The sequence below is a fragment of the Pseudomonas sp. IT-232MI5 genome (assembly GCF_949767845.1).
In the GTDB taxonomy this organism is placed as follows: domain Bacteria; phylum Pseudomonadota; class Gammaproteobacteria; order Pseudomonadales; family Pseudomonadaceae; genus Aquipseudomonas.
Genome location: NZ_CATKQE010000006.1, coordinates 14,053 through 39,931 on the forward strand (window position 1 = coordinate 14,053; position 25,879 = coordinate 39,931).

General features: G+C 59.8%; 26 protein-coding genes and 1 other RNA gene. 18 read left to right on the forward strand and 9 right to left on the reverse strand.

Translation table 11 applies throughout. The features are described from left to right. The first annotated feature begins 8 nt into the window (after positions 1–8). From ccoO (ACM6JQ_RS05835) to ACM6JQ_RS05875, 9 genes are all read left to right on the forward strand, one after another. Positions 9–617 carry a cytochrome-c oxidase, cbb3-type subunit II gene (ccoO, locus tag ACM6JQ_RS05835; RefSeq protein WP_003223389.1) on the forward strand — a complete coding sequence of 203 codons (609 nt, stop codon included), beginning with the start codon at positions 9–11 and terminating at the stop codon, positions 615–617. Between the two features lie 5 nt (positions 618–622). Next, positions 623–820, forward strand: a complete 198-nt coding sequence (locus tag ACM6JQ_RS05840) for a cbb3-type cytochrome oxidase subunit 3 (protein ID WP_077572245.1) — start codon at positions 623–625, stop codon at positions 818–820. Continuing rightward, positions 817–1,770 carry a cytochrome-c oxidase, cbb3-type subunit III gene (gene ccoP / locus ACM6JQ_RS05845; protein WP_007917157.1) on the forward strand — a complete coding sequence of 318 codons (954 nt, stop codon included), beginning with the start codon at positions 817–819 and terminating at the stop codon, positions 1,768–1,770. The genes ACM6JQ_RS05840 and ccoP (ACM6JQ_RS05845) overlap by 4 nt, the downstream gene beginning before the upstream one ends. A gap of 482 nt (positions 1,771–2,252) precedes the next feature. Further along, positions 2,253–3,695: a cytochrome-c oxidase, cbb3-type subunit I gene (gene ccoN / locus ACM6JQ_RS05850; protein WP_007917159.1), complete on the forward strand. Its 1,443-nt coding sequence runs from the start codon at positions 2,253–2,255 to the stop codon at positions 3,693–3,695. After that, entirely contained in the window at positions 3,695–4,303 is a 609-nt protein-coding gene (ccoO, locus tag ACM6JQ_RS05855; RefSeq protein ID WP_007917161.1) for a cytochrome-c oxidase, cbb3-type subunit II, read from the forward strand. Before ccoN ends, ccoO (ACM6JQ_RS05855) begins: the two co-directional genes overlap by 1 nt. A gap of 5 nt (positions 4,304–4,308) precedes the next feature. Then, a complete protein-coding gene (locus ACM6JQ_RS05860) occupies positions 4,309–4,494 on the forward strand; it encodes a CcoQ/FixQ family Cbb3-type cytochrome c oxidase assembly chaperone (protein WP_003175465.1) in 186 nt (61 codons plus the stop codon). Further along, complete coding sequence (gene ccoP / locus ACM6JQ_RS05865; RefSeq protein WP_007917163.1) at positions 4,491–5,474, forward strand: cytochrome-c oxidase, cbb3-type subunit III; 984 nt, start codon at positions 4,491–4,493, stop codon at positions 5,472–5,474. Before ACM6JQ_RS05860 ends, ccoP (ACM6JQ_RS05865) begins: the two co-directional genes overlap by 4 nt. A gap of 530 nt (positions 5,475–6,004) precedes the next feature. Next, positions 6,005–6,259, forward strand: coding sequence for a type II toxin-antitoxin system Phd/YefM family antitoxin (locus tag ACM6JQ_RS05870; RefSeq protein ID WP_042705038.1), 255 nt, complete (start codon positions 6,005–6,007; stop codon positions 6,257–6,259). Further along, positions 6,259–6,678, forward strand: a complete 420-nt coding sequence (locus ACM6JQ_RS05875) for a type II toxin-antitoxin system VapC family toxin (protein ID WP_007917175.1) — start codon at positions 6,259–6,261, stop codon at positions 6,676–6,678. Before ACM6JQ_RS05870 ends, ACM6JQ_RS05875 begins: the two co-directional genes overlap by 1 nt. 37 nt (positions 6,679–6,715) lie before the next feature. Here the strand turns inward: ACM6JQ_RS05875 and ACM6JQ_RS05880 are convergent, their stop codons facing one another. After that, entirely contained in the window at positions 6,716–7,720 is a 1,005-nt protein-coding gene (locus ACM6JQ_RS05880; RefSeq protein WP_414893382.1) for a metallophosphoesterase family protein, read from the reverse strand. Positions 7,721–8,261: 541 nt separating this feature from the next. Here ACM6JQ_RS05880 and ccoG point away from each other — a divergent pair. The 6 genes from ccoG (at position 8,262) to hemN (ending at position 15,421) form a co-directional block, all read left to right on the forward strand. Then, on the forward strand, positions 8,262–9,677 hold the full coding sequence (gene ccoG, locus ACM6JQ_RS05885) for a cytochrome c oxidase accessory protein CcoG (protein WP_007917180.1): 1,416 nt from the start codon (positions 8,262–8,264) through the stop codon (positions 9,675–9,677). Between the two features lie 11 nt (positions 9,678–9,688). Then, positions 9,689–10,228: a FixH family protein gene (locus tag ACM6JQ_RS05890; RefSeq protein WP_007917181.1), complete on the forward strand. Its 540-nt coding sequence runs from the start codon at positions 9,689–9,691 to the stop codon at positions 10,226–10,228. 278 nt (positions 10,229–10,506) lie between these two features. Continuing rightward, positions 10,507–12,957 carry a heavy metal translocating P-type ATPase gene (locus tag ACM6JQ_RS05895; RefSeq protein ID WP_414893383.1) on the forward strand — a complete coding sequence of 817 codons (2,451 nt, stop codon included), beginning with the start codon at positions 10,507–10,509 and terminating at the stop codon, positions 12,955–12,957. A 24-nt stretch (positions 12,958–12,981) separates the two neighbouring features. Continuing rightward, the gene (gene ccoS / locus ACM6JQ_RS05900) at positions 12,982–13,194 is read left to right on the forward strand and encodes a cbb3-type cytochrome oxidase assembly protein CcoS (RefSeq protein ID WP_007918328.1); all 213 of its coding nucleotides are present in this window, start codon (positions 12,982–12,984) and stop codon (positions 13,192–13,194) included. Next, entirely contained in the window at positions 13,187–13,870 is a 684-nt protein-coding gene (locus ACM6JQ_RS05905; protein WP_016984739.1) for a sulfite exporter TauE/SafE family protein, read from the forward strand. Before ccoS ends, ACM6JQ_RS05905 begins: the two co-directional genes overlap by 8 nt. Positions 13,871–14,038: 168 nt before the next feature. Then, the gene (hemN, locus tag ACM6JQ_RS05910) at positions 14,039–15,421 is read left to right on the forward strand and encodes an oxygen-independent coproporphyrinogen III oxidase (RefSeq protein WP_007918330.1); all 1,383 of its coding nucleotides are present in this window, start codon (positions 14,039–14,041) and stop codon (positions 15,419–15,421) included. On the opposite strand, the gene ACM6JQ_RS05915 is transcribed toward hemN, so the two are convergent. Further along, positions 15,418–15,900 (reverse strand): hypothetical protein, encoded by a 483-nt coding sequence (locus tag ACM6JQ_RS05915; RefSeq protein ID WP_414893384.1) that lies wholly within the window; start codon positions 15,898–15,900, stop codon positions 15,418–15,420. The two genes, hemN and ACM6JQ_RS05915, sit on opposite strands and share 4 nt — an antisense overlap. A 154-nt stretch (positions 15,901–16,054) precedes the next feature. Here ACM6JQ_RS05915 and fnr point away from each other — a divergent pair, with 154 nt between their 5' ends. Both fnr and ACM6JQ_RS05925 read left to right on the forward strand, forming a co-directional pair. Continuing rightward, positions 16,055–16,789: a fumarate/nitrate reduction transcriptional regulator Fnr gene (fnr, locus tag ACM6JQ_RS05920; protein ID WP_007918332.1), complete on the forward strand. Its 735-nt coding sequence runs from the start codon at positions 16,055–16,057 to the stop codon at positions 16,787–16,789. A 78-nt stretch (positions 16,790–16,867) separates the two neighbouring features. Next, entirely contained in the window at positions 16,868–17,416 is a 549-nt protein-coding gene (locus ACM6JQ_RS05925) for an adenine phosphoribosyltransferase (protein ID WP_007918333.1), read from the forward strand. A gap of 90 nt (positions 17,417–17,506) precedes the next feature. On the opposite strand, the gene ACM6JQ_RS05930 is transcribed toward ACM6JQ_RS05925, so the two are convergent. The 5 genes from ACM6JQ_RS05930 to dnaX all read right to left on the reverse strand — a co-directional run bounded on the left by ACM6JQ_RS05930 (position 17,507) and on the right by dnaX (position 23,291). Then, a complete protein-coding gene (locus ACM6JQ_RS05930; protein ID WP_414893385.1) occupies positions 17,507–18,655 on the reverse strand; it encodes an acyl-CoA dehydrogenase family protein in 1,149 nt (382 codons plus the stop codon). 154 nt (positions 18,656–18,809) lie between these two features. Then, on the reverse strand, positions 18,810–19,412 hold the full coding sequence (recR, locus tag ACM6JQ_RS05935; RefSeq protein ID WP_007918335.1) for a recombination mediator RecR: 603 nt from the start codon (positions 19,410–19,412) through the stop codon (positions 18,810–18,812). A gap of 66 nt (positions 19,413–19,478) precedes the next feature. Further along, positions 19,479–20,513: an NADP-dependent oxidoreductase gene (locus ACM6JQ_RS05940; protein ID WP_007918336.1), complete on the reverse strand. Its 1,035-nt coding sequence runs from the start codon at positions 20,511–20,513 to the stop codon at positions 19,479–19,481. A gap of 276 nt (positions 20,514–20,789) precedes the next feature. Then, a complete protein-coding gene (locus ACM6JQ_RS05945) occupies positions 20,790–21,128 on the reverse strand; it encodes a YbaB/EbfC family nucleoid-associated protein (RefSeq protein ID WP_095111805.1) in 339 nt (112 codons plus the stop codon). A 66-nt stretch (positions 21,129–21,194) separates the two neighbouring features. After that, positions 21,195–23,291, reverse strand: coding sequence for a DNA polymerase III subunit gamma/tau (gene dnaX, locus ACM6JQ_RS05950; protein ID WP_414893386.1), 2,097 nt, complete (start codon positions 23,289–23,291; stop codon positions 21,195–21,197). Between the two features lie 145 nt (positions 23,292–23,436). Between dnaX and ACM6JQ_RS05955 the strand changes: the two genes are divergently transcribed. Then, positions 23,437–24,186, forward strand: a complete 750-nt coding sequence (locus ACM6JQ_RS05955; protein WP_414893387.1) for a substrate-binding periplasmic protein — start codon at positions 23,437–23,439, stop codon at positions 24,184–24,186. A gap of 196 nt (positions 24,187–24,382) precedes the next feature. On the opposite strand, the gene ffs is transcribed toward ACM6JQ_RS05955, so the two are convergent. Both ffs and ACM6JQ_RS05965 read right to left on the reverse strand, forming a co-directional pair. Further along, positions 24,383–24,479, reverse strand: an RNA gene (gene ffs / locus ACM6JQ_RS05960) — signal recognition particle sRNA small type. Positions 24,480–24,613: 134 nt separating this feature from the next. Then, positions 24,614–25,777, reverse strand: coding sequence for a putative zinc-binding metallopeptidase (locus ACM6JQ_RS05965; protein WP_414893388.1), 1,164 nt, complete (start codon positions 25,775–25,777; stop codon positions 24,614–24,616). Between the last annotated feature and the right edge of the window lie 102 nt (positions 25,778–25,879).

The following is a 25,879-nucleotide window of genomic DNA, read 5'->3' on the forward strand; positions in this document are numbered from 1 at the left end:
AGTCCGCCATGAAACACGAAACGATTGAAAAGAACGTCGGCCTGTTGATGTTGCTCATGGTGTTCGCCGTGAGCATCGGCGGCCTGACCCAGATCGTCCCGCTGTTCTTCCAGGACGTTACCAACAAACCGGTGGAAGGCATGAAGCCCTACACCGCGCTGCAACTGGAAGGCCGCGACATCTACATCCGCGAAGGCTGCGTCGGTTGCCACTCGCAGATGATCCGCCCGTTCCGCGCCGAAACCGAGCGCTACGGGCACTACTCGGTTGCGGGCGAAAGCGTTTGGGATCACCCGTTCCTGTGGGGCTCGAAACGTACCGGTCCGGACCTCGCCCGGGTCGGCGCGCGTTACTCGGATGACTGGCACCGCGCGCACTTGTACAACCCGCGCAACGTCGTACCGGAATCGAAAATGCCGGCCTACCCATGGCTGGTCACGCAAGCGGTCGACAGCAGCCACACCGAAACCAAGCTCAAGACCATGCGCACCCTCGGCGTGCCGTACACCGACGACGACATCAGCGGCGCGGTGGCCAGCCTCAAGGGCAAGACCGAAATGGACGCCCTCGTCTCCTACCTGCAAGTGCTCGGCACTGCGATCAAGAGCAAGAGGTGAGCACGATGATCATTGAAATGAGTGCAGGCCTGATTCGCGGCCTCGGCACGGTCGTGGTGTTCGTCGCCTTCGTCGGTTTGACGCTTTGGGTGTTCAACCGCAAGCGCACGCCGGAATTCGCCGAAGCGCGCCTGCTGCCGTTCGCCGACGAGCCGCAAGCCGAAACAACCCAAGCAAATGAGACAAGGAGTACCCGGCCATGACCACCTTCTGGAGTACGTGGATCTGCGTACTGACCATCGGCAGCCTGATCGGCCTGACGTGGCTGCTGATCGGCACCCGCCGGGGCGAGACCAAAGGCAGCGTCGACCAGACCATGGGCCACAGCTTCGACGGCATCGAGGAATACGACAACCCGCTGCCGCAGTGGTGGTTCATGCTATTCGCCGGCACGCTGGTGTTTTCCGTGGGCTATCTGATCCTCTATCCGGGTCTGGGCAACTGGAAAGGCATCCTGCCGGGTTACGAGGATGGCTGGACCGGCGTGCACGAGTGGGAAAAGGAGATGAACAAAGCCGATGCCAAGTTCGGGCCGATCTTCGCCAAGTTTGCCGCCATGCCGGTGGAAGAAGTGGCGAAGGATCCACAGGCGCTGAAAATGGGTGGCCGCTTGTTCGCCTCCAACTGCTCGGTATGCCACGGCTCCGACGCCAAAGGTGCGTTCGGTTTCCCTAACCTCGCCGACAGCAACTGGCGCTGGGGTGGCGAAGCCGAGACCATCAAGACCACCATCATGGGTGGCCGGATGGCGGCGATGCCGGCCTGGGGCGAAGTGCTCGGCGAGGCCGGGGTGAAGAACGTGGCCGCTTATGTGCGTCACGAGCTGGCCGGTCTGCCATTGCCCGCCGACAGCAAGGCCGACCTGCAAGCCGGACAGCAAGCGTTCAGCACCACTTGCGTAGCCTGTCATGGGGCAACCGGCCACGGCACTGAAGCCATGGGTGCGCCGAATCTGACGCACCCGGCCGGGTTTATCTACGGCACCAGCCTGACCCAACTCGAGCAGACCATTCGCCATGGTCGTCAGGGTCATATGCCGGCGCAGAACGAACTGCTGGGTAACGATAAAGTGCAATTACTGGCCGCTTATGTGTACAGCCTGTCGCACGGATTGAATACAGAAAAACTGATTACTGAAGACAACAAGAAGTAATCATTGCGTACACCTCTGCCGCACCATTCTCGGTGCGGCAGCATCCAGCCCCTTTGCGACGCATTGTCGCACCCCTTCACACCCTCTCCTTTCGGTTCCTCTGATTCGGGTCTACGCTTGCTCGATGCGGACTGGCTTGTGCCGGTTCCAGGTCAACGCTGACTGCTGTGTTCCGCGAACCGGCTGACTGATGTGGCCGCAAACGCCGGTAGATACCGGCTGTCGTGCCATTCACCGTCCGTCACCCGAACCGAGCGTTTGAACACACCCCGTTACAAGCGACCTGAACCCCTCGCTTTTTTCGTCCGCTGCGACATTTTGTCCGAGGCTGATTTTGTCCTTACGCGGCGCATGGAAAGGCCGCAGAATCAGCGTTGGAAAGCATTGACCCAGGTCATGGCGCGTTGCAATGACCCCCTGCTCTCTGCATACTTGCGGCCGATTTTAATCCTAATAAAACACCCAAACCGTGGAACCTTAGAATGAGCACAGCAATCAGTCCGACTGCTTATAACTATAAGGTAGTCCGCCAGTTCGCCATCATGACGGTGGTCTGGGGGATCCTTGGCATGGGGCTCGGTGTCTTCATCGCCTCGCAACTGGTTTGGCCGGAGTTGAACTTCGGTCTGCCGTGGACGAGCTTTGGACGCCTGCGCCCGTTGCACACAAACCTGGTGATTTTCGCCTTCGGTGGTTGTGCACTGTTTGCCACTTCCTACTATGTCGTGCAGCGAACCTGCCAGACGCGACTGATTTCCGACAGCCTCGCCGCCTTCACCTTCTGGGGCTGGCAAGCGGTAATCGTCGGCGCGATCATTACCTTGCCACTGGGTTACACCACCACCAAGGAATACGCGGAACTGGAATGGCCGATCGCCATTTTGCTGGCCATTGTCTGGGTCACCTACGGTCTGGTGTTCTTCGGCACCATCACCAAGCGCAAAACCAAGCACATCTACGTGGGTAACTGGTTCTACGGTGCGTTCATCGTGGTCACGGCGATGCTGCACATCGTCAACCACATGTCGCTGCCGGTGAACCTGTTCAAGTCCTACTCCGCCTACTCGGGCGCGACCGACGCGATGATCCAGTGGTGGTACGGCCACAACGCCGTAGGCTTCTTCCTCACCACCGGTTTCCTCGGGATGATGTACTACTTCGTGCCGAAACAGGCCGAACGTCCGATCTACTCCTATCGCTTGTCGATCGTGCACTTCTGGGCACTGATCACCCTGTACATCTGGGCCGGCCCGCACCACTTGCACTACACCGCCCTGCCGGATTGGGCACAATCGCTGGGCATGGCGATGTCGATCATCCTCCTGGCGCCAAGCTGGGGCGGCATGATCAACGGCATGATGACCCTGTCGGGCGCCTGGCATAAGCTGCGCACCGACCCGATCCTGCGCTTCCTTGTGGTCTCGCTGGCGTTCTACGGCATGTCGACCTTCGAAGGTCCGATGATGGCGATCAAGACCGTCAACTCGCTCTCGCACTACACCGACTGGACCATCGGCCACGTACACGCCGGCGCTCTGGGCTGGGTGGCGATGATCTCGATCGGCGCGATCTACCACATGATCCCGCGTCTGTTCGGCCGTGCGCAGATGCACAGTGTCGGCCTGATCAACGCGCACTTCTGGCTCGCGACCATCGGCACCGTGCTGTACATCGCGTCGATGTGGGTCAACGGCATCACTCAGGGCCTGATGTGGCGTGCAATCAACGACGACGGCACCCTCACCTACTCGTTCGTTGAAGCGCTGCAAGCCAGCCACCCGGGCTACATCGTCCGTGCGCTGGGCGGTGCATTCTTCGCCAGCGGCATGTTCCTGATGGCTTACAACGTCTGGCGCACCGTGCGCGCCTCGAACCCGGCGGAAGCCGAAGCCGCTGCCCAGATCGCTGTCGTTGGAGCTCACTGATGAAGCATGAAGCTGTCGAGAAGAATATTGGCCTGCTGGCCTTCTTCATGGTCATCGCCGTCAGCGTTGGCGGCCTGACCCAAATCGTTCCGCTGTTTTTCCAGGACGTCACCAACAAGCCGGTCGAAGGCATGAAGCCGCGTTCGGCGCTGGAACTGGAAGGCCGCGACGTTTACATCGCCAACGGTTGTGTCGGCTGCCACTCGCAGATGATCCGTCCGTTCCGCGCCGAAACCGAACGCTATGGCCACTACTCGGTCGCCGGTGAAAGCGTCTGGGATCACCCGTTCCTGTGGGGTTCCAAACGTACCGGTCCGGATCTGGCTCGCGTCGGTGGTCGTTACTCCGATGACTGGCAACGTGCGCACTTGTACAACCCGCGCAACGTGGTGCCTGAGTCGAAAATGCCGGCTTACCCGTTCCTCGTGGAAAACAAGCTCGACGGCAAGGAAACCGCCAAGAAAATGGAGGTTTTGCGCACCCTCGGCGTCCCTTACACCGACGAAGACATCGCCGGTGCACAGGATGCCGTGAAGGGCAAAACCGAAATGGACGCGCTGGTGGCCTATCTGCAAGGCCTGGGCACCATCATCAAAAGCAAACGGTGAATCAGATGGATATCGGGATGATTCGTGGCCTGGGCACCGTTGTTGTGATGGTGGCCTTCATCGGTCTGGCGCTGTGGGTGTTCAGCCCCAAGCGCAAGTCGGAGTTTGAAGACGCGACCTTGCTGCCTTTCGCGGATGATCCCGAAGCCATCAAGCACGTCGAGCAAGCTTCTAGGAGTAACAAAGAATGACTACATTCTGGAGTCTGTACGTCACAGTCCTCAGTCTCGGTACGATCTTCGCCCTGACCTGGCTGCTGCTGTCGACCCGCAAGGGCCAGCGCAGCGAGCAGACGGACGAGACGGTCGGGCATTCCTTCGACGGAATCGAGGAGTACGACAACCCACTGCCGAAATGGTGGTTCATGCTGTTTGTCGGCACCATCATTTTTGCCCTGGGTTACCTGGTGCTGTACCCGGGTTTGGGCAACTGGAAAGGCCTGCTGCCGGGCTATAACTACCTCGATAACGACAAGCAGACTGCGTTCGCCAACGGCCAGACCGGCTGGACCGGCGTGCACGAGTGGGAAAAGGAAATGGCTCGCTCGGACGCCAAGTTCGGTCCGATCTTCGCCAAATTCGCTGCCATGCCAATCGAAGAAGTCGCCAAGGATCCGCAAGCACTGAAGATGGGCGGCCGTCTGTTCGCCTCCAACTGCTCGGTGTGCCACGGTTCCGACGCCAAGGGTGCCTACGGTTTTCCTAACCTGACCGACGCCGACTGGCGCTGGGGCGGCGAGCCGGAAACCATCAAGACCACCATCATGGGCGGTCGTCACGCGGTGATGCCGGCCTGGGCGGAAGTCATTGGTGAGCAAGGCGTTGCCGACGTGGCAGCGTTTGTCGTGACCAATCTGGATGGGCGCAAACTGCCGGAAGGCACCAAGGCTGATCCGGCCAATGGCGGCAAACTGTTCGCCGCCAACTGCGTGGCCTGCCACGGTCCGGCCGGCAAAGGCACTCCCGCCATGGGCGCGCCTGACCTGACCCACCCGGGTGCGTTCATCTACGGTTCGAGCTTCGCGCAACTGCAGCAGACCATTCGTTACGGCCGTCAGGGTCAGATGCCTGCGCAGGAACAACTGCAAGGCAACGATAAGGTGCACCTGCTGGCGGCGTATGTTTACAGCCTGTCCCACGGTGAAAAAGCACCGGAAGCGAACGCCGAGTAAGGCCATCGCTTGAAACAGAAAAGGCCCCGCCAATCTTGATTGGCGGGGCCTTTTTTCATGCCGGCATTCATGACTTGAAACGTTTGCTCAATAGACCTGAGGAAAGGTGCCCTGTAGGTTTTTATCACCCCGATGAGCAGCATCGGGTCAACCTTCAAGGATGAAGCCTACATGTCAAAAAATGACGAAAACACATTGCCAAAACGTTTGCAGCCCTGCCCTGATCATCACGCAACACCGGTAAAAACGCCTGCTGCGCCCGCACGCTCAACATCGCCAGACACCATGGACCATCCAGGTAACGGGGGCGGTCTGGACGGTCTCGGCGGCGGGCGATTGCCCTGACGCGGAGCAGCAAAACACAGCGAAAATTTGCCCAATACCCAGCGCCCCTGCCTTCTGGCAGGGGCGCTTTCGCCGGTGCCGTTATGACAGTGATAAACCGATCGTCCGCAACCCGCCTTTTCGATTGCAGCGCAAACTTCAAGGTAGTAACGTTTCTACACCCGAATCACTGGAGGCCAAAAATGATGGCCATCACGACCATTTCCAGCCGCGAATTCAATCAGGACACCAGCGCTGCGAAAAAAGCCGCGCATCAGGGTCCGGTCATCATTACCGATCGTGGCAAGCCTGCCCATGTACTGCTGAGCATTGAGGAGTACCAGAAGCTGACCGGTAGCCAGGCGAGCATCGTCGATCTGCTGGTCATGCCGAATGCGTCTGACATCGAATTCGAAACCGAGCGCGCCGTCATCACTCCTCGTAGCGTGGATCTGTCCTGATGTTCCTACTCGATACCAATGTCGTTTCCGAGCTGCGAAAACCCCAAGCCGACCAGCACGTGGTGACATGGGCAAACAGCGTCGCCCCGGCCAGCCTGTATCTATCGGCAATTACCGTACTGGAACTGGAAACCGGCATTCTGCGCATCGAACGCCGTGACCCGCCACAAGGAGCAAGGCTGCGTCACTGGCTCGAGCGTCACGTCAAACCCGCATTTTCGGGAAGAATCCTCTCGGTCGATAGCGCCGTCGCTACCCGATGCGCACAGTTGCATGTGCCTGATCGCAGCAATGAATGCGACGCCTTGATCGCCGCCACCGCGCTTGTACATGGGCTGACGTTGGTCACCCGTAATGTTGCCGATTTTCAACTCAGCGGCGTGCATCTGATCAATCCATGGACCTCTGCCAATCCCTGAATCCGAAAGCCCCGCCAGATCACTGGCGGGGCTTTGATCATGGACGGTTGGCAAAGATTGAATGCACCGCCGTGGTATCGATCAGCGTTCGATTGCGCCACTGATTGTTCCTCACCAGATAGACCTGCAACTGCTTGCGGTCCTCGGTAAAACTGGCAATCAGATAGGTTTGCTGAGACGTACTGCCGCTCAGGTACATGGGCACGCTCCCCTCCCAATAGGCATCACCGCCATCCTTATGCAAATGGCCAGCAAAGATCGCCGTCACTTGATATTTGTTGACCATGTCGTGAAAGCGTTTCTGCTGGGCCTGGGTCCCTTTGTGGTCCAGCGGCTTGTGCATATTGATGATGATCGCGTACCCCGAGGCTCGGGCCAGTCTCAGGTCCTTCTCGAGCCAGTCCAGTGCATGGTTGATTTCAAACGTCGTCGGGTTCAGTGGATGAGCGATCCGTGTGGTGTAAGTCGGCTCGTTATTGAGCTGAACCATATGAACTTCGCCGATATTTTTAGAATAGGCAAGACTGCCGGAATACGTCTTGCCGAGAAATCCACTGGTGATACTCAGATCAAAGCTGTCCACCTTGCCTTCATGATGCTCCTTGAATTCGACGATACTTCCCGCCGCACAGCTATTGCTAAAACAATCATCAACATTGTTTTCATAATCGTGATTACCCAAGCCATACAAGTACTCACCCTTAAAGTACTTGCTCAACATATCTTTCATAAAAGACCGCTGCCAGCCATGACCGAAAGCGGTTATATCACCATTGATCATCAGTGGCACCTGGGCTTGCGAACCATGCTGATTTCTGAAATCAGCAATACTCGCAAGTTGACTGTCGACCAGCCACTTGGAGCGAACTTCGAATTCCGAGTCGGATTCGGGATCACGGTTATCTGTCTTGTCGGTCCAGGGATATTGAGTATCCGAGGCAAACACCATGTGTTTCGGGGTTCCAGTCACAGCCTGAGCGGAGACGACCGAAGCCCATAAACAAACCCCTAGCACTATGCTTGTAAACTTATTGAAAGCCATACTTATAATTCCATTTAAATTAATCAAATACACGCGAACACGTTTTCGCGACAACAGAACTTATTAGAAAAAACAGAAAACCTCAAAGCACCAAGCCACAACAATCAAGTAGATATGTTTCCGACACAAAAAAACTTACAACAATGCCTGATGCAAAAAGCAATGTTCAACGTTGCGCCTTTAACTATTCATTCGGAATCTTGTGCAATTGATAACCTGAAGATGACATCGGCCGTGCTCGCCGCCCTCAAGTCGGTCCGGTTTTTTCACGGCTTGCAGTGGCAATCGCATCGAACCGATCCGCCCTGAACAACAATGGATTAGCCGCTGCGCCAAAACCGTCCATACTCAACAAGTCAATTGACCTGCATCAGGCTTTACTGCATTCGCTACACCATTCAGGTTTTTTACCCAACGCGACCAAAGGTCGCACCCTTGACCCAGAGCGACCGGCGTATCATTGCTCCACTGCAACACCCCTTTTTGACCTTGGTTGGCACGTATCGACCGAGGCATTTTTCCACTGCCGTGGGATGCAATGATGAGCAATCAGATTCCGGTACACGACGTCACACCACCAAGCAAAAACGCGAACAACAGCGTTGACCTTTACGCCTCCAGAGAAAAAATCTACACCCGTGCCTTCACCGGCCTGTTCCGCAATCTGCGGATGATGGGCGGTGCCGCCTTGTTCCTGCTGTATTTCGGCACGGTTTGGCTGAACTGGGGCGGCCATCAGGCCGTGTGGTGGAATCTGCCGGAGCGCAAGTTCTTCATTTTTGGCGCCACCTTCTGGCCGCAGGACTTCATCCTGCTCTCAGGCCTGTTGATCATTGCCGCGTTCGGTCTGTTCTTCATCACCGTGTATGCCGGGCGCGTCTGGTGCGGTTACACCTGTCCACAAAGCGTGTGGACGTGGATTTTCATGTGGTGCGAGAAGGTCACCGAAGGCGACCGCAACCAGCGCATCAAGCTCGACAAGGCGCCGATGAGCGCCAACAAGTTGCTGCGCAAAGCCGCGAAACACTCGATGTGGCTGCTGATCGGTTTTGTCACCGGCATGACCTTCGTCGGCTACTTCTCGCCAATCCGCGAACTGGTCTTCGAGTTCTTCACCGGCCAGGCTGATGGCTGGTCGTATTTCTGGGTCGGTTTCTTCACCCTCGCCACCTACGGTAACGCCGGTTGGTTGCGCGAGCAGGTGTGCATCTACATGTGTCCGTATGCGCGTTTCCAGAGTGTGATGTTCGACAAGGACACGCTGATTGTTTCGTACGACCCGCGTCGCGGCGAAAGCCGTGGCCCGCGCAAGAAAGGCATCGATTACAAGGCCCAAGGCCTCGGTGACTGCATCGACTGCACCATGTGTGTGCAGGTCTGCCCGACCGGTATCGACATCCGCGATGGTCTGCAAATCGAGTGCATCGGCTGCGCCGCGTGTATCGATGCCTGCGACAGCATCATGGACAAAATGGACTACCCGCGCGGGTTGATCAGCTACACCACCGAACACAACCTGTCCGGGCAGAAAACCCATAAACTGCGGCCACGCCTGATCGGCTACGCCGTGGTGCTGCTGGCGATGATCAGCCTGTTGGTCACCGCGTTCTTCATGCGTTCGCTGGTCGGTTTTGACGTCAGCAAGGACCGCGTGCTGTACCGCGAAAACGCTGAAGGCCGGATCGAAAACGTCTACAGCCTGAAGATCATGAACAAGGATCAGCGCGACCACACCTACGTGCTGGAAGCCAGCGGTTTGCCGGATCTGCGCCTGCAAGGCAAGCGCGAGATCAAGGTCGCGGCCGGCGACATCGTCAGCATGCCGGTCGAGTTGTCGAGCGCACCGGAACAACTGCCATCGAGCACCAACGAGGTGAAATTCCTCCTCAAGGATGCCGATGACGACAGCGTCCACGTTGAAGCCAAGAGCCGATTCATCGGCCCACAAATCCGTTGAGAGAACTGAACATGCCCGCAGCAAACGCCGCAAGTCCCTGGTACAAGCACCTTTGGCCATGGATCATCATCGGGATTCTGGCCTGTTCGGTGACCCTGACCCTGTCCATGGTGACCATCGCGGTGAACAACCCGGACAACCTCGTCAACGATAACTATTACGAGGCCGGCAAAGGCATCAACCGTTCGCTGGACCGTGAACTGTTGGCGCAGACTCTGAAGATGCGTGCGGCGGTGCATCTGGATGGCGTGACCGGTGAAGTCGATTTGCGCTTGAGCGGTGACAGTCAGCCTAAAACACTGGAGTTGAACCTGATTTCGCCGACGCAGCCGGAGAAAGATCGCAAGATCGTGTTGACCCGCAGCGAAACTGAAACCGGGCGTTACATCGGTCAATTGGGTGACAAGGTTGAAGGTCGCCGGTTTGTCGAATTGCTCGGCAGTCAGGATGATCACGTGTGGCGCATGTTCGAGGAAGAGCTGGTGAGCCATGACAAGGATCTGTTGCTCGGTGATGAGCCGCTGCAAGGTGCCGAAGACTTGAAGAAGTAAACAACTTCAAAAGCCCCCTCACCCTAGCCCTCTCCCCCAGGAGAGGGAACTGATCTCGAGCGTTTGCACGTTTAGTGTATGACAGTGAAAATCCAGGCTCACACCGATCGGCTCCTTCTCCCTCCGGGAGAGGGAACTGATCTCGAGCGTTTGCACGTTTTGTGTATGACAGTGAAAATCCAGGCTCACACCGATCGGCTCCCTCTCCCTCCGGGAGAGGGCTGGGGTGAGGGCAAGCGGACAACCCTAATGCAAGGGCTTAACCCCTCAACGATGCCATGACCACCCCACTCCCCTGCTACCACTGCGCCCTGCCCGTTCCGTCCGGCAGCCGCTTCACCGCTGTTGTACTCGGGCAATCCCGCGAATTCTGCTGCCCGGGTTGTCAGGCCGTGGCTGAAGCGATCGTCGCCGGTGGTCTGGAAAGCTATTACCAACACCGCAGCGAAGCCTCGGCCAACCCCGAAGCACTGCCGGTGCAACTGACCGACGAACTCGCGCTGTACGACCGCGCCGATGTGCAGCAACCCTTCGTGCGCCACGAAGGCGAGCTGGCCGAAACCACCCTGTTGATGGAAGGCATCAGTTGCGCCGCCTGCGGCTGGCTGATCGAGAAACACCTGCGCACGTTGCCAGCGGTGGCCGAGGCGCGACTGAACCTGTCCAACCATCGCCTGCACGTGCGCTGGGCCGACGCTCAACTGCCACTGAGCCAGATCCTCGCCGAACTGCGCCACATCGGCTACGCCGCCCACCCGTATCAGGCCGATCGCGCCAGCGAACAACTGGCCAGCGAAAACCGCCTCGCTCTGCGCCAGCTCGGCGTGGCCGGTTTGCTGTGGTTTCAGGCGATGATGGCAACCATGGCCACCTGGCCGGAGTTCAATATCGACCTCAGCCCCGAGCTGCACACAATCCTGCGCTGGGTCGCACTGTTCCTGACCACGCCGATTGTGTTCTACAGCTGCGCGCCGTTCTTCAAAGGCGCAATGCGCGACCTGCGCACGCGCCACCTGACCATGGATGTTTCGGTGTCGCTGGCGATCGGTAGCGCCTACATTGCCGGGATCTGGACGTCGATCACCGGCGTCGGCGAGTTGTATTTCGACGCGGTCGGGATGTTTGCGCTGTTCCTGCTTGCCGGGCGCTATCTGGAACGTCGTGCCCGCGAGCGCACTGCCGCCGCGACGGCGCAGCTTGTGAATCTATTGCCGGCTTCGTGCCTGCGTCTGGATGCCGCCGGTCAGAGCGAACGTATCCTGCTCAACGAGCTACGCCTCGGCGACCGGATTCTGGTGCAGGCGGGCTCGATCCTGCCGGCGGACGGCAAGATCATCGACGGCCAGTCGAGCATCGACGAATCACTGCTGACCGGCGAATACCTGCCACAACCGCGCGTGCTCGGCGATGCAGTCACCGCTGGCACGCTCAACGTCGAGGGCGCGCTGACCGTGGAAGTGCAGGCGCTGGGCCAAGACACGCGCCTGTCGGCCATTGTCCGTCTGCTCGACCGCGCCCAGGCAGAAAAACCGCGACTGGCGGAAATCGCCGACCGCGCCGCGCAATGGTTCCTGCTGCTATCACTGATCGCCGCAGCCGCCATTGGCCTGCTCTGGTGGGAGCTGGATTCATCTCGGGCGTTCTGGATTGTCCTGGCCATGCTCGTCGCCACCTGCCCGTGCGCCCTGTCGCTAGCGACGCCGACCGCGCTCACGGCCGCCACCGGCACCTTGCACAAACTTGGGTTGCTGCTGACTCGCGGCCATGTGCTGGAAGGCCTGAATCAGATCGACACAGTAATCTTCGACAAAACCGGCACCCTCACCGAAGGGCGACTGGTGCTGCGTTCGATTCGCCCACTTGCGGCGCTCGACAGTGATCAATGTCTGAGCCTCGCCGCCGCTTTGGAAAACCGTTCGGAGCACCCGATCGCCCGCGCTTTCGGCCGTGCGCCGCTGGCCGCTGAAGACGTCCACAGCACGCCGGGGCTTGGCCTCGAAGGTCTGGTGGGTGGGCAGCGTTTGCGCATCGGCCAGGCGGAGTTTGTCTGCGCCCTCAGCGGCACTGCAACACCGTCGATGCCGAACGAGGCCGGCCAATGGCTGCTGCTTGCCGACACTCAGGGGCCACTGGCCTGGTTCGTCCTCGATGATCGCCTGCGCGACGATGCCCCTGCCCTGCTCGCCGCCTGCAAGGCACGCGGCTGGCGCACATTGCTGTTGTCCGGCGACAGCTCGCCGATGGTCGCCAGCGTTGCCGCTGAACTCGGTATCGACGAAGCCCGTGGCGGCTTACGCCCGGACGACAAACTGCAAGTCCTGCAGCAGTTGCACAAGGAAGGTCGCAAAGTGCTGATGCTTGGCGACGGCGTCAATGATGTGCCGGTGCTCGCGGCGGCCGACATCAGTGTCGCCATGGGTTCGGCCACCGATCTGGCGAAAACCAGTGCTGATGCGGTGCTGCTGTCCAACCGCCTCGACGCTTTGGTGCAGGCGTTCACCCTCGCGCGCCGCACCCGTCGGGTAATCATCGAGAACCTGCTGTGGGCGGCGCTGTACAATGGCCTCATGTTGCCGTTCGCCGCCCTCGGCTGGATCACGCCGGTGTGGGCCGCCGTCGGCATGTCGATCAGTTCGTTGACCGTGGTGCTCAACGCGCTGCGCCTGACTCGCTTGCCGAGTCCGCCGCCCGCCAGCACCCGATCGCACACCCGCCCGCTGCCGGCCTGAGCCGCGCGGGCGCCTGGAGTACAGATGCCAGCTCTTTACGTGATGATTCCGGCCGCGCTGCTGATCGTGGCCATCGCCGTGTACATCTTTTTCTGGGCGGTGGACAGCGGTCAGTACGACGACCTCGACGGCCCGGCGCACAGCATCCTCTTCGATGATCAGGATCCGAACCACACCGCCGCCGTGGACGAAGCCAATTCCAACAAACCCGACGACAAGGCCCCACCCCATGCTTGAACTGGCGCCCTTGCTGGTCTCGGCATTGATCCTCGGCCTGCTCGGTGGCGGTCATTGTTTGGGCATGTGCGGCGGTTTGATGGGCGCGCTGACCCTGGCGATTCCCAAGGAACAGCGCAGCCGCCGCTTTCGTTTGCTGCTGGCGTACAACCTTGGGCGAATTCTCAGTTATGCCACGGCGGGCCTGCTGATCGGCTTGGCCGGGTGGGCGGTGGCGAACAGTCCGGCGGCGCTGTTCATGCGTGTGCTGGCCGGGTTGTTGTTGATTGCCATGGGTTTGTATCTGGCCGGCTGGTGGAGCGGGCTGACGCGCATTGAAAGTTTGGGGCGCGGTCTGTGGCGCTACATTCAGCCGGTCGCCAATCGCTTGCTGCCAGTGTCGAGTCTGCCTCGCGCGCTATTGCTTGGCGCGTTGTGGGGCTGGCTGCCGTGTGGGCTGGTTTACAGCACATTGCTGTGGTCGGCGAGTCAGGGCAATGCGCTGGACAGTGCGTTGCTGATGCTTGCGTTTGGCCTCGGCACCTGGCCGGTATTGCTCGCCACGGGCCTTGCGGCAGAACGCGTCACGGCCATTTTGCGCAAACGCAGCGTGCGTATGGCCGGTGGATTGCTGGTGATCCTGTTCGGGATCTGGACCCTGCCTGGCCCTCATCAGCATTGGCTCATGGGCCATTAAGATCAGAAGATCGCAGCCTTCGGCAGCTCCTACCTTTGGAATGCGTTTCCCTGGAGCTGCCGAATGCTGCGATCTTTTGATCTTATGCTGTTGATGCAAATCAAGAGCCCCATCGCCGCCCCCCGATAGACTCGCTCACACTGCCAGCCTATCCGGGGGAATGCCCGCATGCTCGACGCCATTCGTTGGGACTCTGATCTGATCCGCCGCTACGACCTGGCGGGGCCGCGCTACACCTCGTATCCGACCGCCGTGCAATTTCACAGTCAGGTCGGCACGTTCGACTTGTTCCATGCCCTGCGCGACAGCCGCAAGGCTCTGCGCCCCTTGTCGCTGTACGTGCATGTGCCGTTCTGCGCGAACATTTGCTACTACTGCGCGTGCAACAAGGTCATCACCAAGGATCGCGGCCGCGCGCTGCCCTACCTGCAGCGGCTGGAGCAGGAAATCCAGTTGATCGCCTGCCACCTCGACCCGGCCCAGAAAGTCGAGCAATTGCACTTTGGCGGCGGCACCCCGACCTTCCTCAGCCATGACGAACTGCGCCAGTTGATGGCGCACCTGCGCAAGCACTTCAATCTGCTGGACGACGACTCCGGCGACTACGGTATCGAGATCGATCCGCGCGAAGCCGACTGGTCGACCATGGGCCTGCTGCGCGAACTCGGCTTCAACCGGGTCAGCATCGGCCTGCAGGATCTTGATCCGGCGGTGCAGCGCGCGGTCAATCGCCTGCAAAGTCTGGAGGAAACCCGCGCAGTGATCGATGCGGCGCGCACCCTGCAATTTCGCTCGATCAATATCGACTTGATTTACGGCTTGCCCAAGCAGACCCCGGAAAACTTCGCCCGCACCGTTGAAGAGGTTATCAGCCTGCAACCGGACCGACTCTCGGTGTTCAACTATGCACACCTGCCGGAGCGCTTCATGCCGCAGCGGCGGATCAATGGCAATGAGTTGCCGGCGCCGGCGCAGAAGCTGGAAATGCTCGAGCGCACCATCGAACAACTGACCGCCGCCGGCTATCGCTACATCGGCATGGATCACTTCGCGCTGCCTGACGATGAACTGGCGATTGCTCAGGAAGAGCAGACTCTGCAACGCAACTTCCAGGGATACACCACCCACGGTCATTGCGATTTGATTGGTCTGGGGGTGTCGGCCATCAGCCAGATCGGCGACCTGTACTGCCAGAACAGCAGCGACCTCAACGCCTATCAGAACACCCTCGCCGCCGCGCAACTGGCGACCAGCCGGGGTCTGGTGTGCAACGCCGATGATCGCTTGCGCCGAGCGGTGATCCAGCAACTGATCTGCAATTTCAGCCTGGAATTTGCCGAGATCGAGCAGCAGTTCAACATCGATTTTCAGGGTTACTTCGGTGCACTGTGGCCGCAGCTGCAAGGCATGGCCAGCGATGGCCTGATTGAGCTGGATCGCGAGCGGATTGCCGTGTTGCCGGCGGGGCGTCTGCTGGTGCGCTCAGTGTGCATGGTGTTCGATGCGTATCTGGAACAGCAAAACCGCCAGCGGTTTTCGCGGGTGATCTAGTTTTTCGTCAGCAACGAACCGACTTTCATATTCTGATCCGCCGTCAGGCCCGACTGCCCCACCACTCTGGACAAGGCCAGGTTGGCGGTGATCAGACCCGTATTCAACGCGGCGATGGCGCCGCGCAGAGCGGCCACCTTGATGATCTTTTCTTCGTTGGAAAGGCGCTTGTCGGCCATGACCGCTTCAATGAGCGCCTTTTTCTCGGCAATCTGCTTTTGCAATTTGCGGATCATTTTCAGCAATTGCTGGATGTTCTCCGGCAAGCCGCTGTCTTCGATGTCGCTGTTTTCGCCACCAGTACTGGCAGCCTTTTCAATCGACGCACCGGACAGCGACACTTTGACGCCCTCGACCAAGGTCGGGGTTGCCTCTTCGGACGAACCTGGGTCGCGTGCATTGCCTGACGTCGTTTTAAACGTTTCCGGCACTGCCGCAACGTCGCTGTTACCGGGGCCCAGCGTGCCAATGACGGCCATCGATTCGTTCCTTGTATGCACTTTGATACCTGTTTATCGGCTGCTGGCCCTGTGGCTTTACGCCTGTAGGGCAAAGTCGCCCCAGACTGGCCTGAATGTCCTCCCGTGAGTTACCCTTACGGCTTATGTGTGTTTTCCCACAAGGATCTAAGAAATGTCCGAGCCAGTTAAACTGCGCGCTCACAACCAGGCCCATTGCAAGGATTGCAGCCTGGCCCCTCTCTGCCTGCCACTTTCTCTGAATCTGGAAGACATGGATGCGCTGGACGAAATCGTTAAACGCGGCCGCCCGCTGAAAAAGGGCGAGTTCCTGTTCCGCCAGGGCGACACGTTCGATTCCGTTTATGCAGTACGCTCCGGCGCCCTGAAGACCTTCAGCCTGAGCGACAGCGGCGAAGAACAGCTCACCGGTTTCCACCTGCCGAGCGAACTGGTCGGCCTGTCCGGCATGGACACCGAGAAGCATCCGGTCTCCGCCCAAGCGCTGGAAACCACCTCGGTCTGCGAAATACCGTTTGAACGCCTCGACGAATTGGCCCTGCAACTGCCGCAGCTGCGCCGCCAGTTGATGCGCGTGATGAGCCGGGAAATCCGCGATGACCAGCAAATGATGTTGCTGCTGTCGAAGAAAACCGCCGACGAGCGCATCGCCACGTTCCTGGTCAACCTGTCGGCTCGCTTCCGCGCTCGCGGTTTTTCCGCCAACCAGTTCCGCCTGAGCATGTCGCGCAATGAAATCGGTAACTACCTCGGTCTGGCGGTAGAAACCGTGTCCCGCGTCTTCACCCGTTTCCAGCAGAACGAACTGATCGCCGCCGAGGGCAAAGAGATTCATATCCTCGACCCGATCCAGCTCTGCGCGCTGGCCGGTGGCTCGATCGAAGGCTGATCTCGATCCGCGGTTGAGCGAAGCGTTTCAGCCGCGGGTATACTGCGCCGTTTGCAGCCCTGCCAGGACACCTCGACGATGGTCTTCGACTCCTTCGACATCAAATCGCTTATCCGCCCTGTGATCGACTTCCCGAAACCGGGCGTGATCTTTCGCGACATCACCCCGCTGTTCCAGTCGCCAACGGCCCTGCGCCTGGTGATGGACAGCTTCGCCCACCGCTACGTCGAAGCCGACTTCACCCACATCGGCGCGATGGACGCCCGGGGCTTTCTGATCGGCTCGGTGCTGGCGTATCAGTTGAACAAGCCGCTGGTGCTGTTCCGCAAGCAAGGCAAACTGCCGGCGGACGTATTGGCCGAAGGTTACGCGACCGAGTACGGCGAAGCGTTTCTGGAAGTGCACGCCGACAGCCTGTGTGAAGGCGACTCGGTGGTGATGTTCGATGACTTGATCGCCACGGGCGGGACGTTGATTGCAGCAGCCAACCTGATTCGCCGCATGGGCGCGCGGGTGCATGAGGCGGCGGCAATTATTGATTTGCCGGAGCTGCAAGGTTCGCAGCGTCTTGAGGACATGGGCATTCCTACTTTCTGCCTGACGCAGTTTGCGTTGACCGATAAATAATCAAGATCAAAAGATCGCAGCCTTCGGCAGCTCCTACATTGGAATGTGCGTTTCCCTGTAGGAGCTGCCGAAGGCTGCGATCTTTTGCCTTTAAAGCCCCATCTGCTTACTGATGATCTCGTTCATCACCTCCCGCGTCCCGCCGCCAATCGACAGAATGCGGTTATCCCGATACAGCCGCTCCACCAGACTTTCGCGCATGTAACCCAACCCGCCAAGAATCTGCACCGCCTCCGTGGTAATCCGGTCCGAGGTGTCCGTGGCAAAGTTCTTCGCCATGGAAATCTCCTTGATCACGCTCTGCCCCGCCGCCATCTTCGCCGCTTGCCGGTAAGTGAACTCCCGCGACACTTCCAGCGCCGTGGCCATCTCCGCCAAGCGATGTTTGATTACCTGAAACTTGCCGATCGGCTTGCCAAACGCTTCACGCTCGCGCGCCCATTTCAGACTCTCTTCCAGCGCTAGCTGTGAAGTCATGTTGGCCATCAACGCCAACGCCAGCCGTTCGCTCTGAAAGTTGCCCATGATGCAGGCGAAGCCCATGTTCTCGGCGCCGATCAGATTGCCCACAGGTACATGGCAGTCGTCGAAGAACAATTCGGCAGTGTCCGACGCCCACCAGCCCATTTTTTTCAACTGACGGCCGACGGTGAAGCCCGGCGTGCCCTTTTCGATCAACAACAGACTGATACCGCCAAACCCCGGCGCACCGGTACGCACCGCGACGGTGTAGAAATCAGCGCGTACGCCACTGGTGATAAAGGTTTTGCTGCCGCTGACGCGATAGACATCGCCGTCGCGCACGGCGCGGGTTTGCAGGTTGGCGACGTCGGAGCCGCCGCCGGGTTCGGTGACCGCCAGGGCGCTGATCCTTTCGCCGCTGAGCACTTGCGGCACAACGCGCTCACGCACTTCGGGGCGCGCCCATTTGACGATCGGTGGCAGACCGATATCCAGCGATCCCAGCCCCGCTACCAGGCCGCCAGAGCCACAGCGCATCAATTCCTCACTGGCGGCAACCTTGGCGAACAGATCGCCTTCATGACTGCCTCCGAGAGCTTCGGGATAGCCGATGCCGAGAATGCCCGCCGCACCAGCCTTCAAGTACAGCTCGCGGGGGAAACTTTCGGCTTCTTCCCATTGATCGATGTCCGGCAGGATCTCGCGTTCGACGAAACGTCTGACGCTGTCGCGAACCAATTGGTGGCTGGGGTCGAAGTATTCCTGAAAGGCGGGCATGGGCGAGCTCCACGGAAGGGTCCGCCGAACTTAACCGAGCGCTTGCTTGGTTTACAAGGTACAGAAGATCAAAAGATCGCAGCCGTCGGCAGCTCCTACAGGGAAACGCGTTCCAAGGTAGGAGCTGCCAAAGGCTGCGATCTTTTGATTTTTATTAGAGGGAAATCGGTTTCCGCCCGGCAAACGAATGCGCCAGCGTGCCGCCATCGACCAGTTCCAGCTCCCCGCCCAACGGCACGCCGTGAGCGATCCGCGAAGCGATCAGGCCTTTGTTGCTCAGCAGCTGGGCGATGTAATGCGCCGTCGCCTCACCTTCCACGGTCGGGTTAGTTGCGAGGATGACTTCGGTAAACGTTCCCGCCTCTTCGATTCGCGTCATCAACTGCGGAATGCCGATCGCCTCAGGTCCCAGGCCATCAAGCGGCGACAAATGCCCCTTGAGCACAAAGTAGCGGCCACGGAAGCCGGTCTGCTCGACCGCATACACGTCCATCGGCCCTTCCACCACACACAACAGCGTGTCGTCACGGCGGGTGTCGGCACATTGCGGGCACAGATCGTCTTCGGTCAGCGTGCGGCACTGGCGGCAGTGGCCGACCCCTTCCATGGCCTGGCTGAGGGCCTGGGCCAGACGCAAGCCGCCGCTGCGGTCACGCTCGAGCATCTGCAACGCCATGCGCTGGGCGGTTTTCTGACCCACGCCCGGCAAAGTGCGCAAGGCGTCGATCAGTTGGCGAATCAAAGGGCTGAAGCTCATGGGTAAAAAGTCCGACAAAACAACGAGACGCGGTTTATACCCGCGCCTCCGGCCAGCGTCAAATACTCAGTCCTGGGCAACCTTCACCACCAGTTTGCCGAAGTTGCGCCCCTCCAGCAGGCCGATAAACGCCTCGGGTGCCTGCTCCAGACCTTCCACCACGTCTTCGCGGAATTTCACCTTGCCGTCGCGCACCCACGGCACCATATGGCTGATGAATTCCGGCTGACGATCACCGTAGTCGTCGAACACGATGAAGCCCTGAATGCGCACGCGCTTGGTCAGCAGGGTGCGTTGCAGCATCGGCAGACGATCCGGGCCTTGCGGCGCTTCGGAAGCGTTGTAACCGGCGATCAGGCCGCACAGCGGAATGCGCGCCTTGGGGTTGAGCAACGGCACCACGGCATCGAACACATGACCGCCGACGTTCTCGTAATAGATGTCGATGCCATCAGGACAGGCCTTGGCCAATTGCTCGGCAAAGTCGGTAGCCTTGTGATCGATGCAGGCATCGAAACCCAGTTCCTCGACCACGTATTTGCACTTCTCGGCTCCGCCGGCCACACCGACCGTGCGCAGGCCTTTGATCTTCGCCACTTGTCCGACCACCGAGCCGACCGCGCCGGATGCCGCAGCGACGACTAGCGTTTCGCCCTCTTTGGGTTGACCGATGTCCATCAAGCCCATGTACGCGGTCATCCCCGGCATACCCAGCACACCCAGCGCCATCGACGGGCTCGGCAGCCCGGCCGGGATCGGAATGATGTTGCGGCCGTCGCTGATGCTGTGGCTCTGCCAACCGGTGGCGCCAACCACCAGATCGCCTTTATGGAATTTCGGATGACGCGAATCCTCGACACGGCTGACCGCGCCGCCGGTCATCACTTCGCCGATTTGTACCGGGGCAGCGTAGGACGGCGCGTCACTCATGCGTCCGCGCATGTAGGGGTCGAGGGACAGATAGAGGGTTTTCAGCAGCACCTCACCGTCCGCAAGATCCGGCAGCGCTTCGCGTTCGAGGCGGAAGTTTTCCGGGGTCGGCGCACCGACCGGGCGTGAGGCGAGGACGAAGCGTTGGTTGAGAGTAAGAGGGTCGGACATGTCAGCGTCTCCTGTGAATGGTGAATTCAGCGGGTATAGGGAGCAGACCGTTGAGGCTTTTGCGCGTTCGATGTTTATTCAGATGGCCGGGATTGATCGTTCCCATGCTCCGCGTGGGAATGCCTCAACGGACGCTCCGCGTTCGGCTCTGTACTTGGGACGCGGAGCGTCCCGGGCTGCATTCCCACGCAGAGCGTGGGAACGATCAGTCAGAAACAAAAATGCCAGGCGCAATGCCTGGCATTTTGTGTAGCTCATCTGCCGCCGATTGGCGAATCAGAATGGCAGTTTCATACCGGCTGGCAGGTTCATGCCGGCGGTCATGTTGCCCATTTTATCCTGGCTGTTTTTTTCGATCTTGCGCACAGCGTCGTTGACGGCAGAGGCGATAACCGCTTCCAGCATCTCTTTGTCATCTTCGCTCATGCCTTCGACCAGGCTTGGGTCGATGCTCACGCTTTTGACGTCGTGACGACCGGTCATCACCACGGTGACCATATCGCCGCCGGCCGTACCGGTGACTTCGGCGTTGGCCAGTTCTTCCTGCATCTTGGCCATTTTTTCCTGCATCTGCTGCGCCTGCTTCATCAGGCCGGCCATGCCACCTTTCATCATGGGAATCACCTCAAAGTACTTGGATCAAAACAGCGCCCGGCCAGCGCGGCCGAGCACCCTCAGTTATTAGCCTTGGGCGACCAAGGCGTCGACAGGTTCAATAGTATCGTGTCGCACCACCGCGCCGAACTGCTGAACCATCTGCTGGATGAACGGATCGCCGTGAATCGATTCCTCCGCTTCGCGCTGACGGTTGGCACGGCGACGGGACGCGGCCTGGGCCGGGGTTTCCTGCTCGGGCTTGATCAGCTCGATGGTCAGGCTCAGCGTGCGACCGTGGAACTGGTTCAACGCATCGTTCAGACGCCGCTGCTGCGTGGCGTTGAACAGTGCGCTGTGCGCCGGGTCAAGGTGCATCAGCCAATGGTCGCCATCGACGGCGATCAACGTGCAGTTGGCGGCGATGCTGCCGGTCATGCCGGAAATCGGCAGTTTCGGAAACAGCTCCAGCCATTGCAACGCCAGACCGGTGGCCGGTGCCGCAGCCGGTTCTGGCTCGGGTTCCGGGGCAGGCTCGGCGGCGTGCTCACTGGCCAGTTCGTCGAGATAGCTGTACGCCGAGTCCATGTCCGGCTCGATGTAATCCTCATCCAGCGGCGGCTCATCGTCCATGTCCATGCCCGGGGTAGCGGCATCGACGTCGGCGACTGACGGCTCGGGGATCGGCGCGGCGGCCCACTCAGGGGCCTCCGGAACGACGCTGTCCGGGGTCGGCAGCGGCATCGGCGGCAACTCGGGCTGCTCGGCGGCGGTTTCCAGCACCGGTTCGACGGCGGGTTGCTGCGCTGGTTCGGGCTCTGACTCGGGTTCAACCGGGTCATTCCACGGCAGGTCGACGACTTCTTCAGCGACGACAGGCGCTGGCTCAGGTTCTGGCGCGGCAACAGGAGCAACCGGCGCCGGCTCGGGAGCCGGTGCAGATGCAGCCACTGGCGCAGGCGCTGCAGCAGGCGTCGGCGCAACAGCCGCAGCGACTACCGGCGCAGGTTTAGGCGCGGCAGCCACGGAGTTTGCGGAATCAACTGTGGCCTGGCTGATCCCCACTGGCTTTAGCGGTTGCCTCGGGGCGTCCGCCGTATCTGCCGGCCGGAAGGCCAGCATCCGCAACAGGACCATTTCGAAACCACCGCGCGGATCCGGCGCCAGCGGCAAATCGCGACGACCGATCAACCCCATCTGGTAATAGAACTGCACATCTTCGGCCGGCAAGGCCTGCGCCAATGCCAACACGCGATCGCGGTCACCGTGCCCGTTGTCGACGCCTTCCGGCAACGCCTGAGCGATGGCCACCCGGTGCAATACGTTGAGAATTTCCGAGAGCACGCCGTTCCAGTCTGGGCCTTGCTCAGCCAAGTGACGCACGGCTTCGAGCAACGCCTTGGCGTCGCCTTCGATCAACGAATGCAGGACGTCATAGACCTGACCGTGATCCAGCGTGCCGAGCATCGCCCGCACGTCGGTAGCGAGAACCTTGCCTTCACCGAAGGCGATGGCCTGATCGGTCAGGCTCATGGCGTCACGCATCGAACCGTCAGCGGCGCGACCGAGCAGCCACAATGCATCGTCCTCGAACGGCACGTTTTCGGCAGTGAGAACGTGGGTCAAATGCTCGACCACACGCTCCGGTGTCATGTTCTTCAGCGAGAACTGCAGGCAGCGCGACAAAATCGTTGCCGGAAGTTTCTGCGGGTCAGTGGTCGCCAGGATGAACTTGACGTACGGCGGCGGCTCTTCGAGGGTTTTCAGCAGCGCATTGAAGGAATGACTGGAAAGCATGTGCACTTCGTCGATCAGGTAGACCTTGAAGCGCCCACGGCTTGGCGCGTACTGCACGTTGTCGAGCAGTTCACGGGTGTCTTCGACCTTGGTGCGGCTCGCGGCGTCGATCTCGATCAGGTCGACGAAACGACCCTCGTCGATTTCACGGCACACCGAGCACTCGCCGCACGGGCTGGAAGTGATACCTGTCTCACAGTTCAGGCATTTGGCAATGATCCGCGCAATCGTGGTTTTACCCACCCCGCGCGTACCGGTAAACAGGTACGCGTGGTGCAGCCGCTGGCTGTCCAAGGCATTGATCAGAGCCTTGAGCACATGGGTCTGGCCGACCATTTCGCGGAACGAGCGCGGACGCCATTTACGTGCAAGAACCTGATAACTCATCGAAAACCGTCGCAACGAAGGAAGCTGAAGCGGCTAATGCTAGCGGAGCAAGGGCAAAATTGCATCCGGTGTCCTCGTCTAATATGGCTAAGCTGCATCAGCAGAGGCTTTTATCGGCTCGGGATCGGGAATTACCGGAGCGTTTATGCGTTGGGCCTTGGGGGCACTGCTGGGAATCAGCCTGAGCGTAACGGCAGCGGAAACCCCGTTGCGCTTCGCCATGCCCGACAGCTGGGCGATGCCGATGGTGCAATACGAACGCGGCCGCCCGACCCAGGGCATCCTTTACGACCTGATGCTCAGCCTGGCCACGCAGGTCGGCGTACCGGCCGAGTTTCACGTCCTGCCCCGCGCTCGCGTGCAGACCGCCATGGAGCATGGCGAGATCGACGTGCGCTGCTATGCCGCACAGTCGTGGCTGCCGAATCAGTCGGGGGATTACATCTGGAGCATCCCGCTGCTGTTTCAGCGAGATCTATTGATCAGCCGCAAGGATCAACCGGCCAGCGCCGATCCCGCCCGCCTGCCCCGCCAGTCCATCGGCACCGTGCTTGGTTATACCTACCCTACCCTGCAACCGCTGTTCGACGCTGACCAACTTCAGCGTGAAGATGCGCGCAACCAAGAGCAGGTGCTGGAGAAGCTGCTGGCCGGGCGTTATCGCTATGCGGTGAGTAATCAGTGGACGCTGGACTGGTTTAATCAGCGGTTGATGCCTGAGCAGCAACTGCAAGGTGTCGCCGTGTTGCAGGAGCAGAAGGTGGGTTGCTATGTGAGGAATGACCCGAAGGTACCGGTGCAGCGGATCTTGCGCACGTTGCTGCGAATGAAAATGTCGGGGGAGATTGATGAGATTATCCGGCTCTATACCGGCAGCTCTGAAAACACCCCATAACCCCTGTAGGAGTGAGCCTGCTCGCGATGGCGTCCTGTCTCCCAAAAATGAACTGACTGACACACCGCCATCGCGAGCAGGCTCACTCCTACAAGGGATTTGTGCCGACCTGACAAATCGCAAGCACAAAAAAACCGCAGTGGGCGAAACCCATGCAGTTCTGGTTGAAGCGTTCGATTGTTCGTTAAGGTGGTAACCCCACCAGCCACACCCCGGCACACAATGTTCCCGCTGTGGCTGCTGCCTTCCGGCTCTGACCAGGTTCACGGGTAATCGTTGCGGGGGGACCGATGGGGTCACCATAACGACGCTTGCCTGTCGGCGAGCCGCGCCATTGTACCTATCTGAGACGAAGTTACAACCGTTGGTTGCAGATTAAAAATATGAACGGGTTCAAGGACATAAAGATCGCAGCCAGCGGCAGCGCCTACAGGGCCAGAACTTCATCCGCCTTGCCGCCCGCCTGCTGGATCACCAGATGAATAAAGTGCAGCTTGGCAATCGCCGGGGCCGGCAGCACGAACGGATAGAAATCCGGCTGGCCCATGCTGCGTGACAGCTCATTGAGCATCCCGGCCAGTTCGATCCACGCGTTGACGAACGACAGAAACGCCTCGCCACCGGGATGCTCCGGGTCGTACAGCGTGCTGGTGGGAAACGGCTGGTAATCAAAATCCATTTCCCGCGCGCTCATGCCAAAACCCAGCGCGGTGTCCACGGCGTCCATCATGTGCAGGTAATGCGCCCAGGTTTCCGCCCAGTCTTCCCACGGATGCATGGTTGCGTAGGCGCTGACGTAGTGCTGCGGCCAGTCGAGTGGCGCGCCTTGCTGATAGTGACGATCGAGCGCCTCGGCGTAACTGGCGCGCTCGTCGCCGAACAGGTTGCGGAATGAGCCGAGCCACGGGCCGTTGGCGATCAGGCGATCCCAGTAGTAATGCCCGACCTCATGACGAAAATGCCCGAGCAGTGTGCGATAGGGTTCGTGCATCGCCGCCCTCACCTGCTCGCGGTGGGCGTCGTCGGCTTCTTTGATGTCGAGGGTGATCAGGCCGTTGGCGTGGCCGATCATCGGCGCGTTGCCTTCAAGGTCGACGCCGATGAAATCGAAGGCCAGCCCTGTGTCTTCATCGACGGTTTTCGGGATGACCTGCAAGCCGAGGGTAATCAGTTGCGCGACGAGACGCCGTTTAGCGATTTCGACTTTGCGCCAGCGCTCAGGGTTGTCCGGGTCGGACAGGTCGGGGATGGTGCGGTTGAGTCTGCAAGCGATGCACAGGCTGTCGTGGTCGTTGGCTGGCAGCAGCCAGTTGCACGCGGCGGCTGTGTCGAGGTTGGCGCAGCGGCGGAACAATCCCGAGTCGGGATCGGCGTCGAGCGTCCAGGTGCCCTCGTAGGGCCCCGGTTGCAGCGAGGTCAGGCGGCTTTCTTCGGGTTGATAACCGAGCAAGGCATTACACGCCAGGCACTGGCTGTTGCGAAAGAACAGCGACTGGCCGCAGCGGCACGGCCAGACTTTGCTGTTGCGTGAGGATTCGCCCATGAACGGCGCGATGATGCGGGAACTGAGCTGCTCGAAAAAGCGGTGCATGGCGATCTCTCCCTGGGGCTTGCCAAGACTAGATCATTCTTGCGAGCTGATCGTTCCAACGCTCTGCGTGGGAATGCATCCCGTGACGCTCCGCGTCACAGC